Source organism: Streptomyces sp. bgisy027 (assembly GCF_057710365.1).
Genome location: NZ_JBYIVZ010000018.1, coordinates 16,446 through 30,179, shown reverse-complemented (window position 1 = coordinate 30,179; position 13,734 = coordinate 16,446). Strand labels below are relative to the sequence as shown.

Sequence of the window (13,734 nt, the reverse complement as noted above, 5' to 3'; positions counted from 1 at the left end):
GGAACGCCGAGGAACGCTGATGAAGTACTCCCCCCTTGGCCAGACCGGTGTCAGGGTCTCGCAGATCGCGCTGGGCACCGCCACCTTCGGGGTAGCACCGACTGCGGAAGACGCAGACCGGATCGTCGGCACTGCGCTCGATCTTGGCATCAACTTCATCGACACCGCTGACGTGTACGGCAACATGCCCGTTTTCGACCGTCCTGGGGCGATCCCCGCCGTCGACCGGGAACCTGCCGAGCAGATCCTGGGGCGTGCCCTGCGTGGACGCCGTGACGAGATGGTGATCGCCACCAAGTCCCATGGCATCGTCGGGCTCGGCGTCAATGACTGGGGGCTGTCACGCCGGCACATCATCGATCAGGTCGAGGTGAGCCTGCGGCGCTTGCAGACCGACTACATCGATCTCTACTACGCCCACGACATCGACCCGCACACTCGGCCGGAACAGACGTTCGCTGTCTACGACGATCTGATTCGGCAGGGCAAGATCCGTTACGTCGGGGTCTCCAACCACCCGGCCTGGCAGGTCACCCGCGCGCTGTGGATCGCTGATGACCGCCGTCTGCAGGCTCCTGTGGCCGCACAGGTAAAGTACAACCTCATCGACCGCTCCGCCGAGCGAGAGCTCGCCCCGGCGTGCGAGCAGTTCGGCCTCTCGATCATTCCCTACGCCCCGCTGCATGGCGGCCTTCTCGCAGACCTCGCGGTCCTCGAACGTGACGTCTCCGGCGACGAACGATTCGGCGCACCGGGGTTCAGCGCAGCGGAGATCTCTCTGGCCCGCGAGGTGGATCGGCTCAGCCGCGAATGGGGCTTGAGCCCGTACCAGCTCGCCCTGGCCTGGCTGCTGTCCCGCCCCGCCGTCACCTCGGTAATCATCGGCCCGGAGACCGTCCATGAGCTTCGCGCGAACGCCACCGCCGCGGACATCCTGCTTGAGTCGGACCAGCTCGACATTTTGACGGGGATGGCTGTCGAACCACCTGCTTTTCACCATCGTGCCGGCGATGGGCCGCTCAGGCCGCCCGCCGCAGATCCGACCGTCTGAGCCCACATTCACTCGGACCATTCATAACCACAACGCGGTAAGGAACCCATCATGTCCCGTGCGGACCAGAGCACCGTCGACTTCCTGACCGAGTACTTCGCCATCATGGAAGCGAAGGACTACAAGCGTCTCGGCGACTACTACGCCGACGACATCACCCTGACGTTCGCCAATGCCCCAACCGTCACGGGCAAGGACGTCGTGCTGGCGCAGATGGCTGAGATCGGCGGCAAAGTCGAGTCCCTCGCCCACCCGCTGATCAACGTCTGGCAGGAGGAGGACGGCGTCGTCGTGTTCGAAGTCGACAGCGCCTGGCGCTTCCGCGATGGTGTCGAGGCGACGATCAGGGCCTGCTCGATCTTCACCATCGCCGACGGGAAGTTCACCGACCAGCGCATCTACGTCGACAACGGCCCCATCAATTCGTACCTCAACTGAGCAGAGCCTCGGCTATGGCCCGTGTGACGGGGCCCCACTGACCACTCAACAACCAAGGTCAGCCGTTAAATTGGCTCTGCCTCCCTTTCGGTGGTGACGGAGGGTCGTGACTTGTCGTTGGCATGCGTGTGGAGGATGTCAACGAGCTTGTGCAGATGGTGTTTTCGGGCCTGTTCCCGCTGGTCATAGACGACGTGGTCGATGAGGGTGAGCGGATCGTGGTGCGGGCACGGACGCCGCAGGGCACCGCGATCTGTCCGGTGTGCGGGGTGTCGTCAGGGCGGGTGCACGGCTATCACTGGCGGACTGTGGCTGACGTGCCGGTAGACGGGCGGCGGGTGGTGGTCCGTGTGCGGGCGCGGCGTCTGGTGTGCCCCACCCGCGGCCGCCGACATACCTTCCGCGAGCAGGTGTCCGGAGTACTGGACCGATACCAGCGACGCACCACCCGCCTGACCAGGCAAGTCAAGGCGGTGGTCAAGGAGTTAGCGGGCCGGGCGGGGGTACGTTTGCTGGCGATACTCGCGGCGGGCGTCTCGCGTCACAAGGCTCTGCGTGCCCTGTTGCGCATCCCGCTGCCCGCAGGGCGGTCGCCCCGCGTGATCGGCGTCGACGACTTCGCTCTGCACTGGCGGCACGGCTACGCCACCGTGATCATCGATGCCGAGACGCATGAGCGGATCGACGTGCTGCCCGACCGCACGGCCGACACCATGGAGACGTGGCTGCGCAAGCATCCGGGCGTCGAGGTCGTGTGCCGTGACGGCTCCGCGACCTGTGCCGAGGCCATCCGCCGCGCCCTGCCCCGTGCGACGCAGGTCGGTGATCGGTGGCATCTGTGGCACAGCCTGTGCGAAGCCGTCTTGAACGAGGTGAAGGCGCACAGCACCTGCCGGGCTGCCGTGCTGGACGTGCCTATCTACGACGGACCCCGCGCCCAGACCACCCTGGAACGCTGGCACCAGGTCCACGGCCTGCTCGACCAGGGTGTGGACCTGCTCGAATGCGCGCGCCCCGTGCAACTGGCCCTGAACACCGTCAAACGCTACGCCCGCGCCGACCGGCCCGAGCGCATGCTCCACGTCCCCAAGTGCCGCGCCAGCCTCGTCGACACCTACCGCGAACACCTGCGCAACTGCCGGGCCGAGGACCCCGTAGTCCCCGTCAAGCACCTCTTCGACGAGATCAAAGCCCTGGGCTTCACGGGCTACCTGAACCTCATGCACAAGTACATCAACCAATGCCGCGCGGACGCCGACCGCAGCCATATCTCCCCGCGGCGGCTCGCCCGGATGCATGCTGACCATGCCCGGCAACCTCAAGGCGGAACAACACGAGTTCCTGTCCAAGCTCACCGACGCCTGCCCCGAGATGACCCAACTGGCCGCAGATAGCAGCGACTTCGCCCAGTTGCATTGCGCCTCACGCCGACAATGCCGACGCACTCTCGCGCTGGATCGTCCAGGTCCGTGGCGCCGACCTGCCCCACCTGCATGCCTTCGCCCGAGGTCTGGAACGAGACCACGACGCCCGTGAACGCCGCCCTCACGCTTCCGTACAGCAACGGCCCCACCGAGGGTGTCAACACCAAGACCAAGCGGGTCGCGCGCCAGATGCACGGACGAGCAGGCTTCGCCCTGCTGCGGCACCGCATCCTCCTCGAATAGCAGCACTCTCCGTCACCACCGGATGTGAGACAGGGCCGTTAGGCGGCGGCCCGTTCGGTGTCGCTCAGGGGCGCCGGGCCGGGGCGCATCTCTGCGGCGTGGATCTTCTCGAAGGCGAGCATGGCCCCAGCGGGTGAGCCGAAGGTGTCGGCGACCTGGCGCAGGTGGTCCTCACTGCGGAGGTAGACGGACTCGGCGTTGCGGCCGAGCTAGTGAGCTGGTTCGGGGATGCGTGAGCAGTAGCGGCAGATCCGGTCGAGGATCTGGTCGGCGGTCTTGGGCGGATGTCGTCGTGGATCTTCTGCGCCTGAGGTGGAGACCTCGCGGACGCTGCGGGGTGCGCCAGGGCATGGAGTGGCTGGCCCAAACCCATTCCTCGTCCATGGCCTTCTGGAGCCGGTCGATGATCTGCGTGGTGATGCCCTGGGCGGTCAGGGCCTGGGCGGCCGTGTCGGTCCAGTAGGATTCCTCGCGGTCGATGCGGGCCATGACCAGGGTGTGATCGTCGAGGGCCTCAAAGCATCGCGAGGTCAGTAGCGGGTGGGCCAGGTCCTGCCGGGTGCCGGTGAGGGTGGCGGTCACGGCGATGGCGTGGGTGGGGTGGACGTCGAGGCGGACGTGCGCGTCGATGGCGGGTGGCGTCACGAAAAGGGGTGCTCTCTCGTGCCGCTGGCCGGGATGAGGGGGTCCAGTCTCCGGCCGGTGCGGGGTCAACGGGACAGGCGCGCGGTGGGCGGGGCTGTGGTCGGCGGTGGTCCGGTCGCCGATCGCGACGTCGGCAAGCCGGCGACAGCAACGATCATGGACGCGCTGTGAGTTCGCGCCGTTGCTGGGGCACCGGCCTGCGCCGTGAACGGCCGAGGCGATGACGCGGACGCTTCGCCCTCGGCTCGTATGTCCTCTATCGCGACGCCCGCCAAGTGCGGCAGCATGTCAACTATCGATCTCCCAACACGACCGAGAATTAAGGGAGTTGGCTGGCAGATAGGCTCGGTCATCCCGAAATGTTGATCAGAGCCGTATCCACAGGCTCCCGTCAGAGGCCGCATGCACCGCCGTCGATGATCTCGTGAAGGCGGTGAAGGAGACGTTCCCGCAGCACCCGGAAGCGGAGGTGCTCCTGAGCTTCCCCGGACTGGGTGTCCAACGGGCGCCGGGGGGCCGCGCCGAGATCGAGGACGATCACACACGTTTCGCCAACGCCCGCAGCCTGAAGGCATACACAGGCTCCTCGCCCATCACCAGGGCATTGGCGAGAAGTCGAGCATCACCCGCCTCTGGATCAAGAACGACAGCCTCACCTACGCCGACTACCTCTGGACGTTCTCTGCGATCACCGACTCACCTGGAGCGAAGGCCCACTACCGGCGCTGCCGCTACGAATACGGAGACTGGCGCGCAGCCGCCCAGCGCAACCTCTTCAAACCGCATGACCGGCCAGCTCTACCCCTGCGTTCAAGAGCGCGAACTGTCCGGTCAACAGACCGCCTTCCACCGGACTCGCTGCCGCAGTTTGACGCGTCAGCGCCGTGAGGTTTCTACCCGGACCGCCTCGATTCCGGGTGAGTTCCAGGGCCCATCGGGCGTTCCAGTCGCAGACGACGGCCAGGTCTGCCGACTCCCAGCCCAGCTCCCAACTCCGCTTCGACGCCCTCATCCGTACAAGGGCCCGGTTAGGGCGAAGGGGTCCGTCCCCGGCGGACGGCATCAACGTGGCTATGCGTGAGCCCACCATGACCAGATGCTGTCAGGACCGGCCCCTGACAGGCCGGGTGTCAACCGGTCGTCGAACTGGAACAACCCTGCGTTCGGACATCAGATGGTCCACCAAGGTCAGCAGCAGATCGCGGCTTGCCGAGCGCTGCCGAAGGTCGCCCATTGCCATGGGTACGTGAGGGTCGAGATCCAGCGCCTCGCGAATCTCGGCAAGGGTGCGCTCCTGACGCCCGCCGAAGCAGTTGACGCCGACGACGAAGGGGATGCCCCGGTTCTCGAAGAAGTCGATGGCTGCAAAACTGCTCTCCAACCGCCGGGTGTCCACGATGACCACGGCCCCGAGAGCCCCATGCACCAGGTCATTCCACATGAACCAGAAACGGTCTTGTCCCGGCGTACCGAACAGATACACCACGAATTGGGAACTCACGGTGATGCGTCCGAAGTCAAGGGCCACCGTCGTAGTGGTCTTATGCTCCACCCCGCCGACGTCGTCCACGTCCACGCCGGCCATGCTCAGCTGCTCTTCGGTGTGCAGAGGTGCCACCTCGCTCACTGAGCCGACCATGGTGGTCTTGCCTACGCCGAACCCGCCCGCGATCAGGATTTTCACAGCTGCGAGTGCCGCACCTGCTTGGGCCCCGACGTGTTCGTCAGAGTCTGAGAAGGCCATCTCTCACCGCCTGAAGAAGTGTCATATCCGGTCCTTGTCCGACTGCGACTGCCAGAGGCGGTCGCACCGTTACCCCACCGAGTGTGATCAGGTCGGCGATGAGGATCTTCGTAACCACGACTGGCAGATTGAGCTCGGCAGCGACCTCGGCGAGGGCCGCTGGCCTGTGGCACCGCCGAAGGATCACCCTGTGCTCGGGCTGGAGACTACGGGTGATGAGCTGATCTGGGGGCTGGGCGACAGTGGTGATCACGGTGATGAGGGTGAGGTCGTCGCGCACGGAGGCCGTTCGGCCCTGAGTGATCGTGTACGGCCTGACAAAGCCCTGCTCCGCATCCCCGTCGTCCGACGTATCCGTCCAATGTTTCACCCAAGTCCACCGCCCTCCGCGGGGTTTCGCGCGACCCGTACCTCGGTACCCAGCTGCTGGCCGACCTGCTGCACCAGGGTGTGCATTGCCACCGCCATCAGTTCCGCGTCCACCTCCTGCTCCGCAACGACCGCCAAGTGAGTGCCTTGGCCGGCGGAGCTGATGAAGACCCAAAGATCCGTGAGTTCGACGATCACCTGGTGGACCATGCCACCGTCGAAGACCTCGCCGACGCCGCGCGCCAGGCTCTGCTGACCGGTGGCGATAGCGGCCAGCCGCTCGGCGTCGACCCTGGTGATGCTGCGGGACTGGCTGACGACCAGGCCGTCATCGGACAGTACGATGGCGGCCCTGGTGCCCGGGATCTGGTCGACCAGTCCGTCGAGCAACCAGTCCAGATCCTGATTGGTGCCGGTGGTGTGCAGTGTCATCGTCAATCTTCCTTCCGAGCCCAGGCTCGGCCCGGTGAAGTGCGGGTGGATTGGTGGTCGGAGTCGGGGGTGTTCCGGGCCATCCGGGACTGGCGTTGGAACGCGCCAACGGTGGCAGCGGAGCGACGCGGCTCAGTTTCCTGCCTGAGTAGTGGCTGCGGCTCGGATGGCGCGGTGCGCCCCTCGTCGTCGTGGTTAGGGGGAGGCCGGCGAAGCTCGGTGGCGAGGCTGGCCTGCCGCACGCGTTTTGGCAGCGGGGCCACTGGCGACTCGCGGGCAGGGGCGGAAGCCGGCGGTTGGCTCCAGCGGCCGATGAGTGGGCGGGTGAAGAGATCCTGTCCGTCGGAGCCGTGAGTCTCGAAGTCGGGGAAGCGGTCTTCTTCCTCGGGCCAGGAGGTGCCGACGACCGATAGCTGGGGCGGGGCGGACCTCGAAGACGACTCCGAGGACGGTTGCTGCTCCTCGGACACCAGCTCTCCCGGCACCAGGACGACCACTCGGGTGCCCCCGAAGGATGACGGTCGGAGCTCCACCTTCAGACCCAGGCCGGCAGCCAGCCTGGCGACCACGTACAGGCCCAGTCGTGCATCATCGGCGCGGGACATCACGTCCATCTTGGGCGGGTTAGCCATCATCTCGTTCGCCTCGGCGTACTGCCCCGGGTCCATGCCCAAACCGCGGTCCTCGATTTCGATGGCGAGACCACGCCCCACGCGCGCGGCGGACACCTCCACGGGACTAGGAGGTTTGGAGAACGTCACAGCGTTCTCCATCAGCTCGGCCAGTACGTGCACCATGGACCCGACGGCGCGCTCGGACAGCCAGATCTGACCAGAGGCCTCGATCCGGATACGCCGGTAGTCCTGCACCTCGCTCTGCGCGGAACGGATGACGTCCAGCATGAGCACCGGCTTGCGCCAACGCCGCTGCGGCTGTCCGCCGCCGAGGATCACCAGGTTCTCCTCGTAGCGGCGCAGGCGGGCCGTCAAATGGTCGAGGTCGAAAAGACCTTCTAGGACTTCGGGGTCCTCGTGTTGTCGCTCCATCTCAATGAGCCGGTTCATTTGCATGCCGATCAACAACTGGGTGCGCCTGGCAATGCGTTGCAGCAGCCGTTCGAAGCCGCGATGCTGCTCGACCTGTTGTACCGCGGTCTCCAGGGAAGTACTTCGAGCCAAGTTGAGAGCGCGGCCGAGCATCCCGAGTTCGTCACGGCCGTAGGGGATCGACGGCAGTTCGGTGTCAGGGTCGATCACCTCGCCGCGCCGCAGCCTCTCGATCACATCAGGCAACCGGGTTTGCAGCTCAAGGGCCGAGGAACGGAGGGCGAAGATCCGGCGACGTAGGAGTCCGGTGAACCACAGCGAGATCAGCACCACCAGCAGCACGGCCAGCGCGCCGACAGAGCTGTTGACGATCAAGATGACCATAAGGCCATGGAGTTCATGGTCGGTGGTCCTGATGATCTGGCCGAAGTACGACTTGTTTGCCTGCTGGAGCTGGCGCGTGATCTCACCGACGCTCTGCCGCCACTGACTGGCGACCTGGGCAGAGACCTCCTGGCCGCTGTCCCCGGTGCCCCGTCCGCTCAGAACGGTCTGCTCGGCCTCGGTCTTCTGCTTCCAGGCGGTGCCAGACACTATGGCTCGGTAGGCTTGAGCGTGCTCTCGTGGCAGAAGCGGTATGACCTCGTTGTTGTAGATGTGTTGCTGAGCACCGATCAATTCGGCGATCTGCGCCCGCTGCGAGCTCGAGAAATGCCCGCTCACCACGGCGGCCGTGAATATCGCGTCCTCGCGTGCGAGTGACTCCTGCCCCCACAGTGCGTCGAGCGCCGACTGCCCCAGGACATTCAGTTCGGCGATGCCCACATCTATGAAGTCCTTGAACATCTGCAGGTCCGAGGCGATGGCAGTGCTGTAGGCCTTGTTCATCTGTAGCTGGGTGATGGTCCCCCGGTCCACCGCTTCCCTGTATCCGGGCAGCCGTGTGAGCTCCCGACTCACCTGCCGGTAGTGCGTGACGATATCGGTGGGGGCCGAGTCGGGTGGACCTTTCAAGCCCTTGATGGATGCATCGGTGATCAACCGCTGACTCGCGAGCTTCGTCCGGTCTGAGTCGGGATCGGCCAGGGCGGCCGCGCTCAGCTGCCGCTCCGCCTGCAAGTTGTAGAAGATTGCGACTACCGGCACTGCGACCCGTGTTGCCGCGTTCTGACGGTTGTTGACGCTGTGCCAATTACTGTAAAGCTGGGATGAGTTGGTCGCCCACAGGGCGACCACGGCGACGCTGGGTACAAGAGCCAGGACAAGCAGGACTCTCCGAAGGGATAGTTGCCGCTTCGGACTTGCTGCACTGCTGTCCTGCCGTTTTGTCGGACGTGCGTGCACTGCCACTTGGTTCCCCGGGCATGTTGGCGGTGGCGGACTGCTCCGTACGGGGCCCGCGCCATGTCGGGGGGAGCCTACTCGTCGAGGGCGGGAATGGGCACAGTCTGTTGATTGCGTATCGCAGTCTACGCAGGGCGACCGCGCCTGCGTATCCCCGACGGGAGGGTGCAGCGGTCGCGGTTGTATGCACAGTGCCCTCGATCAGTGTTCAGCGACGAGCCACCAGTGAGAGATTCAGCTGGTGGAAGCGTCACGGCAGGCACGCTCGACGGCTGAGTGCCTCTGCTGACCTCGGAGGTGGTTCCTACTCCACTGCACCCCTCGAGGTAGACGAATAGTTTCGATGCTGTCTAATCTGTTCTCAACGGTGAAGGGGTTAAGAGCCGGCCCGACGGAAGCCATCGTTGCTGCGGAGAGGGTGTCCCCGGCGAGGTGCGCTCGCGTTCGGACGACCCCGTTCCTCCCACGGTCTTCGCTTGTGGTGACGGTTACGGATGACCATGAAAGAGGAGTCGAAGTAGTGAAAATCGGACGCTGTGCGGACGGTGATGCGGTGTTCTGGGCCGTCATCGATCCGGAGGCAGACTCTGCGACGTCGCTGTCAGGCCCCGTGACCTCCTGGGCGCCTACGGTGCTGGGCGGAGCGGTCCCGACCACCGTGTCCACCCACCGGTTGTCCGACCTGACCCTTCTCCCACCGCTCGAACATGGCAGCACCGTAGTCGTTGCCGGCGCCAACTACGGTTCGCATCTTGCCGCGCTGGGTTCCGCGCTCTCCGATCGCCCAGCCATGCTGCTCAAACCACGCAACGCGATCATCGGCACTGATCAGGAGATCGCATTCTCCGCTCTGACCGAGCAGCTGGACTACGAAGTCGAACTGGTGGCCGTGATCGGCGCGGCCCGTCCCAGTCCGTCAGGGCCGAACACATCCGCCTGGGAGCGCATCCTGGGTTACACGGTCGGCAATGACGTCACTGCCCGCGATCTGGCCCGCGGCGGAGTTCTGGGAGTGGACATGTTCTCTGCCAAGGTCCTCGACCATGCCACCGGTCTCGGTCCCTGGATCGTCACCCGCGATGAGTTCGGCGACAGGCAGCCTGATCTAGAACTGACCTTGACCGTCGACGGCGAGGTGCGTCAGCGTGATCGCACCAGTTCTATGGCGCGGGATGTGGCTGAACTGCTGGACTATGCCGACGCCCGCACCAGCCTGGGCCCTGGCGACATTCTCTTTACCGGCACACCTGCGGGAGTGGGCCACGAAGACGGCCGCTATCTTCAGCCTGGCCAAACGGTGGTCGCCAGCGTGGAGGGAATCGGCTCGCTCACGAACGTCGTCGGGCCACGGGGGTGACGATGTTCTGGACGGATGTCCATCATCACTGGATCCCACCCAGTTTGGAGCGCGCCCTCGCTGCGAGGTCCGACACGGACGGGCGAGCGGTGGCTGTCGTGCGGGCCGCGTCCCGGGCCTTCCCGTCCCTCACGGACCTGGCGGCGCAGCAGGACGAACTCACCGCGGCACAGGGTGGGGCGGTGCTGTCGCTGCCACCGATCGGTCCCGCCGTCGACGGTCGCCCAGACGCGGGAGCCCTTCTCCGGTCCTGCAATGACGAGTTGATCGATGCTGTCGGCAGCGGCGCTTCACTTGTTTCGGCGATGGTGGCTTTGCCTCTACCCGACGTCGAACAGGCATTGACGGAACTGGGCCGCATCGGCTCCCATCCGGCTGTCAGCGGAGTCATGGTCTACACGACACCGGCACGCCCACCGCTGGATGATCCTTGCTTCAAACCGGTTTGGGCGGCTGTGGCCGAGCTCGGCCTTCCGCTCTTCCTTCATCCCGAAGCCGACCCCCTTCCGCAGTTCGAGGGCTGGCGCCTGGGCGACAGTCTCGCTCCACCCGTCTCCACGAGTCTGCAGGCGGCAAGGATGATGCTGTCGGGTGTGCTCGATCGTGTACCGTTGCTGAATTTGATCATTCCACACCTGGGGGGCGTCCTGCCCTATCTCACCCAGCGTCTGGTGGATCTGAGTGGGGCTGGCGACGGCGATCACGATGTCTTGCATTACTTGCGGCATCGCGTGTACCTGGACACCTGCTCGTTCCACGAGCCTGCACTACGGTGCGCCCTCGACACGGTTGGGGCCGAACGGCTCCTCCTCGGATCTGACTATCCGTTCCGTGGACCGGTGACGCGTTGCGTAAACGACATCACGAGCGCAGATCTCGTCACAGCCGAGCGCGAGGCCATCCTGAAGACGAATGCGTCAATTCTCTTCGCGAGCGGCCATGGCCCCTCGTCCATGGCTGACCGGTGATTGTGCACGAATCGTTTCTTGCAGAGGAGATGCGCTCAATGTCCGACCTTTCCCGTCCGGTACGCCGCTTGCGCATGACGCTCGAGCGGAAACGGGAGCTGTACGAGACAGTCATGGGCCTGGTGCGCGAGGTGGGCTACGACGCGCTGACGATGGACGCTGTGGCGGCCCGTGCACAGCTCAGCAAGGCCACCATCTACCGCCTATGGAGCGGCAAGCCTGAATTGGTGGCGTCGGCCTTGCGGGAGAACAAGGCGGTGCGGGTAGGTGAGGTGGATACCGGCTCCCTTTCGGGAGATCTGCACGAGATCGTCCGAAGGATCAGTGACCACAGTGCTCAGGATGCTTCCGTCCTGCGCGGTCTTGGTCTGGCCGCCCAGCGCGATCCCGCGCTCGGCAGTGCGCTGCGCGAATCACTGATCGAGCCTGAGGTCGGAGCTCTGCGCCTGATGCTCGCCCGTGCCTTGGCTCGCGGAGAACTCGACGAGGACCGACCGGCGACGGCTTTTCTGCCACAGGTGATGCTCGGCGCTGTCATCGCCCGTCCGCTGCTGGAGGACCGACCTGCCGACGCGGCCTATCTGGCGCAGTTTGTGGACGCGATGGTGCTGCCTGCTCTCGGCCTCAGCTCCTGAGTCCGCGGCAGCGTCTGGAGCGCCTGCCCTCGTGCGATGTCGACACCGGCCGATGTCGACTCAAGTCGTACTGCCTGGTCGATGCCGACCTGGAAGCTGGTCACAGTGCGCTTGGAAAGCCGGCGCCGCAGAGTTGGTGCCCGGGCCGTCGTCGTCACCGAGGCCTTTCGGGACGGAGAGCTGGAGGCCGAGACGTTCAACCTCTGGTCTCCCTCCCGCCTTGGCACCCAAGGCGGTCGAGAGAGCAGCACGGCCATGACTATTTCTCCAGCGATTTTGATGAATTAGTCATTGTGTACTTAATCTGTCTAGAATGTATCGCCGGGCTTGGATAGTGGTCTAGACCTTTCGAAGGAGAGGCTGCGTGATGAATGCGGACGTGGGGGGAGTGCGAGTAGCAAATGTGTCCCTGCCAGTGGGTGGCGAGGTGGTTCACAGCTGGCTCTATCGCTCCGAGTCTCCGACCGACGGGCCGATGCCGGGGCTGGTCATGGGTGCCGAGGCAACAGGCGTGAACCGATTCGTCCACGAGACTGCCGCAGCGCTTGCCGCGATCGGCTTCGTTGTTGCGATCCCCGACTACTACCGAGGTAAGGGTCCTCGCAACCCCGAGGACTATGACGACATCGACACGATCATGCGGCACGTCGATGAGCTCGACTTCCGCCGCGCCACGCATGACCTCATGGCCACACTCGACCACCTCAAGGCCGACCCGGCGGTCGATCCGCAGAGGATCGGTGTGTGGGGCTACTGCACGGGCGGAACGCTGGCCTGGCTCACCGCCTGTTTGCGCCGGGACGTCGCTGCGGCTGTGCTGTTCTATCCGAGTCAGCCTGTGTTCACGGAGCTGACCGCCGCCCGTCCCGCGCATCCCATCGATCTGCTGTGGAACCTCAACTGCCCTGTGCTGCTCGTCTATGGAGAGAAGGATCCGTTGATGCCGCCGGAGCGGCTGTCGGTGGTGCGGGAGCGTTTCGAGCGATGGGGGATCGAGCACGCCATGCATATCGCGCCTGGCTGCGGTCACTCCTTCGGAGCCCCTATCCCCGGCCGCCATGATCCTGCCGCATATGACCGGGCCTGGAGCGAGGCGGTGACCTTCGCTGTCGATCGTCTCACACCGTCCCACCGGTAGCGGGGCCCGCCGCCCGATGGCAAGCAGCCTGAGGGCTGTGATGCAAAGGTCGGAGCGCAGCCGGCCGCATCACCGTGCGTCTAGTGGTCCGCTCGCGTCTGGACCCCCGACCGTCAACTGGCGAAGTTCATGCGTGGGAAGTTTCATGCGTGGAAAGGTACTGAAACCGACTTCAGCCGGCCGCCCGGGGCCTGGAGCGGCCAGTGCCGCTCGCAGGTGCGGCTGTCATGGACTTCCATAGAGCGGCTGCACGTTCAGCCGTCGCGTCGGAGCCCGCAGAGGGGATGAGGTAAACGGACAGTGCCAGTCGAATGAACATCTCCGCCAACTGCCGCTTGGTCAGCGTGCCGTCGCGTACTGGCGGGGCGTCGCGGAGTACTGGGTCCAAGGCGTCGGATACGACCGCTAGTAGCCGGGTGAACTCACGGGACAGCAGGTCAAGTACGAATCCAGTCTCCGACTCCACGATCCGCATGATCTCCGGATGCGTCGTGCGGTAGTCGAGCAGAGCCTGGAGGACGACTTCAAGGCGCTCCTCGGGCTCGGGGTGAGCTGAAACTGCATTTTCGAGGGTCGTGTGCAGAGTGCGCTCGACGTACTCGCCGATCGCCTCCAGGACCTGGTCCTTGCTCTTGAAGTACCGATACAGCGTCCCGCGCGAGACCCCTGCCTCCGTATAGACGTCGCTCATCGAGAACTTGCGCACGCCGTAGCGGCCGACGGCGCGGATAGCGCCCTCGACGATTTTCTCAATGGTCTTGGAGGTCGGAGCCACCTGTTGACGATACCACCAGATAAGTCACCTCCTGTTCGATAGGGCCAGCTGAGAGGATCCGAGACCTCCACAGGGGTGACAGTAAGCACGAAATTTGTATACTCTGTTCAGGGATGTGGTTGAGT

Annotated in this window: 13 protein-coding genes and 1 pseudogene; 8 read left to right on the top strand and 6 right to left on the bottom strand. The window is 65.0% G+C overall.

Going from position 1 to position 13,734, the window contains the following annotated elements:
• Positions 1 to 19 precede the first annotated feature (19 nt).
• From AC3ETA_RS19910 to AC3ETA_RS19900, 3 genes and pseudogenes are all read left to right on the top strand, one after another.
• On the top strand, positions 20 to 1,051 hold the full coding sequence (locus tag AC3ETA_RS19910; RefSeq protein ID WP_432194252.1) for an aldo/keto reductase: 1,032 nt from the start codon (positions 20 to 22) through the stop codon (positions 1,049 to 1,051).
• A 51-nt stretch (positions 1,052 to 1,102) separates the two neighbouring features.
• Positions 1,103 to 1,489: a nuclear transport factor 2 family protein gene (locus AC3ETA_RS19905; protein WP_432194251.1), complete on the top strand. Its 387-nt coding sequence runs from the start codon at positions 1,103 to 1,105 to the stop codon at positions 1,487 to 1,489.
• Between the two features lie 122 nt (positions 1,490 to 1,611).
• A pseudogene (locus AC3ETA_RS19900) lies at positions 1,612 to 3,156 on the top strand (ISL3 family transposase).
• Positions 3,157 to 3,327: 171 nt separating this feature from the next.
• On the opposite strand, the gene AC3ETA_RS19895 reads toward AC3ETA_RS19900, so the two are convergent.
• Positions 3,328 to 3,801, bottom strand: a complete 474-nt coding sequence (locus tag AC3ETA_RS19895) for a hypothetical protein (RefSeq protein WP_432194250.1) — start codon at positions 3,799 to 3,801, stop codon at positions 3,328 to 3,330.
• Between the two features lie 424 nt (positions 3,802 to 4,225).
• On the opposite strand from AC3ETA_RS19895, the gene AC3ETA_RS19890 reads away from it, so the two are divergent.
• A complete protein-coding gene (locus AC3ETA_RS19890) occupies positions 4,226 to 4,882 on the top strand; it encodes a transposase (protein WP_432194249.1) in 657 nt (218 codons plus the stop codon).
• Between the two features lie 21 nt (positions 4,883 to 4,903).
• Here the strand turns inward: AC3ETA_RS19890 and AC3ETA_RS19885 are convergent, their stop codons facing one another.
• The 4 genes from AC3ETA_RS19885 to AC3ETA_RS19870 all read right to left on the bottom strand — a co-directional run bounded on the left by AC3ETA_RS19885 (position 4,904) and on the right by AC3ETA_RS19870 (position 8,628).
• Complete coding sequence (locus AC3ETA_RS19885) at positions 4,904 to 5,545, bottom strand: GTP-binding protein (protein WP_432194248.1); 642 nt, start codon at positions 5,543 to 5,545, stop codon at positions 4,904 to 4,906.
• On the bottom strand, positions 5,526 to 5,825 hold the full coding sequence (locus AC3ETA_RS19880) for a DUF742 domain-containing protein (protein WP_432194247.1): 300 nt from the start codon (positions 5,823 to 5,825) through the stop codon (positions 5,526 to 5,528). Before AC3ETA_RS19880 ends, AC3ETA_RS19885 begins: the two co-directional genes overlap by 20 nt.
• 86 nt (positions 5,826 to 5,911) lie before the next feature.
• Positions 5,912 to 6,346: a roadblock/LC7 domain-containing protein gene (locus tag AC3ETA_RS19875; RefSeq protein WP_432194246.1), complete on the bottom strand. Its 435-nt coding sequence runs from the start codon at positions 6,344 to 6,346 to the stop codon at positions 5,912 to 5,914.
• A 2-nt stretch (positions 6,347 to 6,348) separates the two neighbouring features.
• Positions 6,349 to 8,628, bottom strand: a complete 2,280-nt coding sequence (locus AC3ETA_RS19870; protein WP_432194245.1) for a sensor histidine kinase — start codon at positions 8,626 to 8,628, stop codon at positions 6,349 to 6,351.
• 628 nt (positions 8,629 to 9,256) lie between these two features.
• Here AC3ETA_RS19870 and AC3ETA_RS19865 point away from each other — a divergent pair.
• The 4 genes from AC3ETA_RS19865 (at position 9,257) to AC3ETA_RS19850 (ending at position 12,834) form a co-directional block, all read left to right on the top strand.
• Positions 9,257 to 10,093 carry a fumarylacetoacetate hydrolase family protein gene (locus AC3ETA_RS19865; RefSeq protein WP_432194244.1) on the top strand — a complete coding sequence of 279 codons (837 nt, stop codon included), beginning with the start codon at positions 9,257 to 9,259 and terminating at the stop codon, positions 10,091 to 10,093.
• A gap of 2 nt (positions 10,094 to 10,095) precedes the next feature.
• Positions 10,096 to 11,061, top strand: coding sequence for an amidohydrolase family protein (locus tag AC3ETA_RS19860; protein WP_432194243.1), 966 nt, complete (start codon positions 10,096 to 10,098; stop codon positions 11,059 to 11,061).
• Positions 11,062 to 11,099: 38 nt separating this feature from the next.
• On the top strand, positions 11,100 to 11,696 hold the full coding sequence (locus AC3ETA_RS19855) for a TetR/AcrR family transcriptional regulator (protein ID WP_432194242.1): 597 nt from the start codon (positions 11,100 to 11,102) through the stop codon (positions 11,694 to 11,696).
• A 367-nt stretch (positions 11,697 to 12,063) separates the two neighbouring features.
• Entirely contained in the window at positions 12,064 to 12,834 is a 771-nt protein-coding gene (locus AC3ETA_RS19850) for a dienelactone hydrolase family protein (RefSeq protein WP_432194356.1), read from the top strand.
• Positions 12,835 to 13,006: 172 nt separating this feature from the next.
• Here AC3ETA_RS19850 and AC3ETA_RS19845 read toward each other — a convergent pair whose 3' ends face one another.
• On the bottom strand, positions 13,007 to 13,609 hold the full coding sequence (locus tag AC3ETA_RS19845; RefSeq protein WP_432194241.1) for a TetR/AcrR family transcriptional regulator: 603 nt from the start codon (positions 13,607 to 13,609) through the stop codon (positions 13,007 to 13,009).
• Positions 13,610 to 13,734 lie beyond the last annotated feature (125 nt).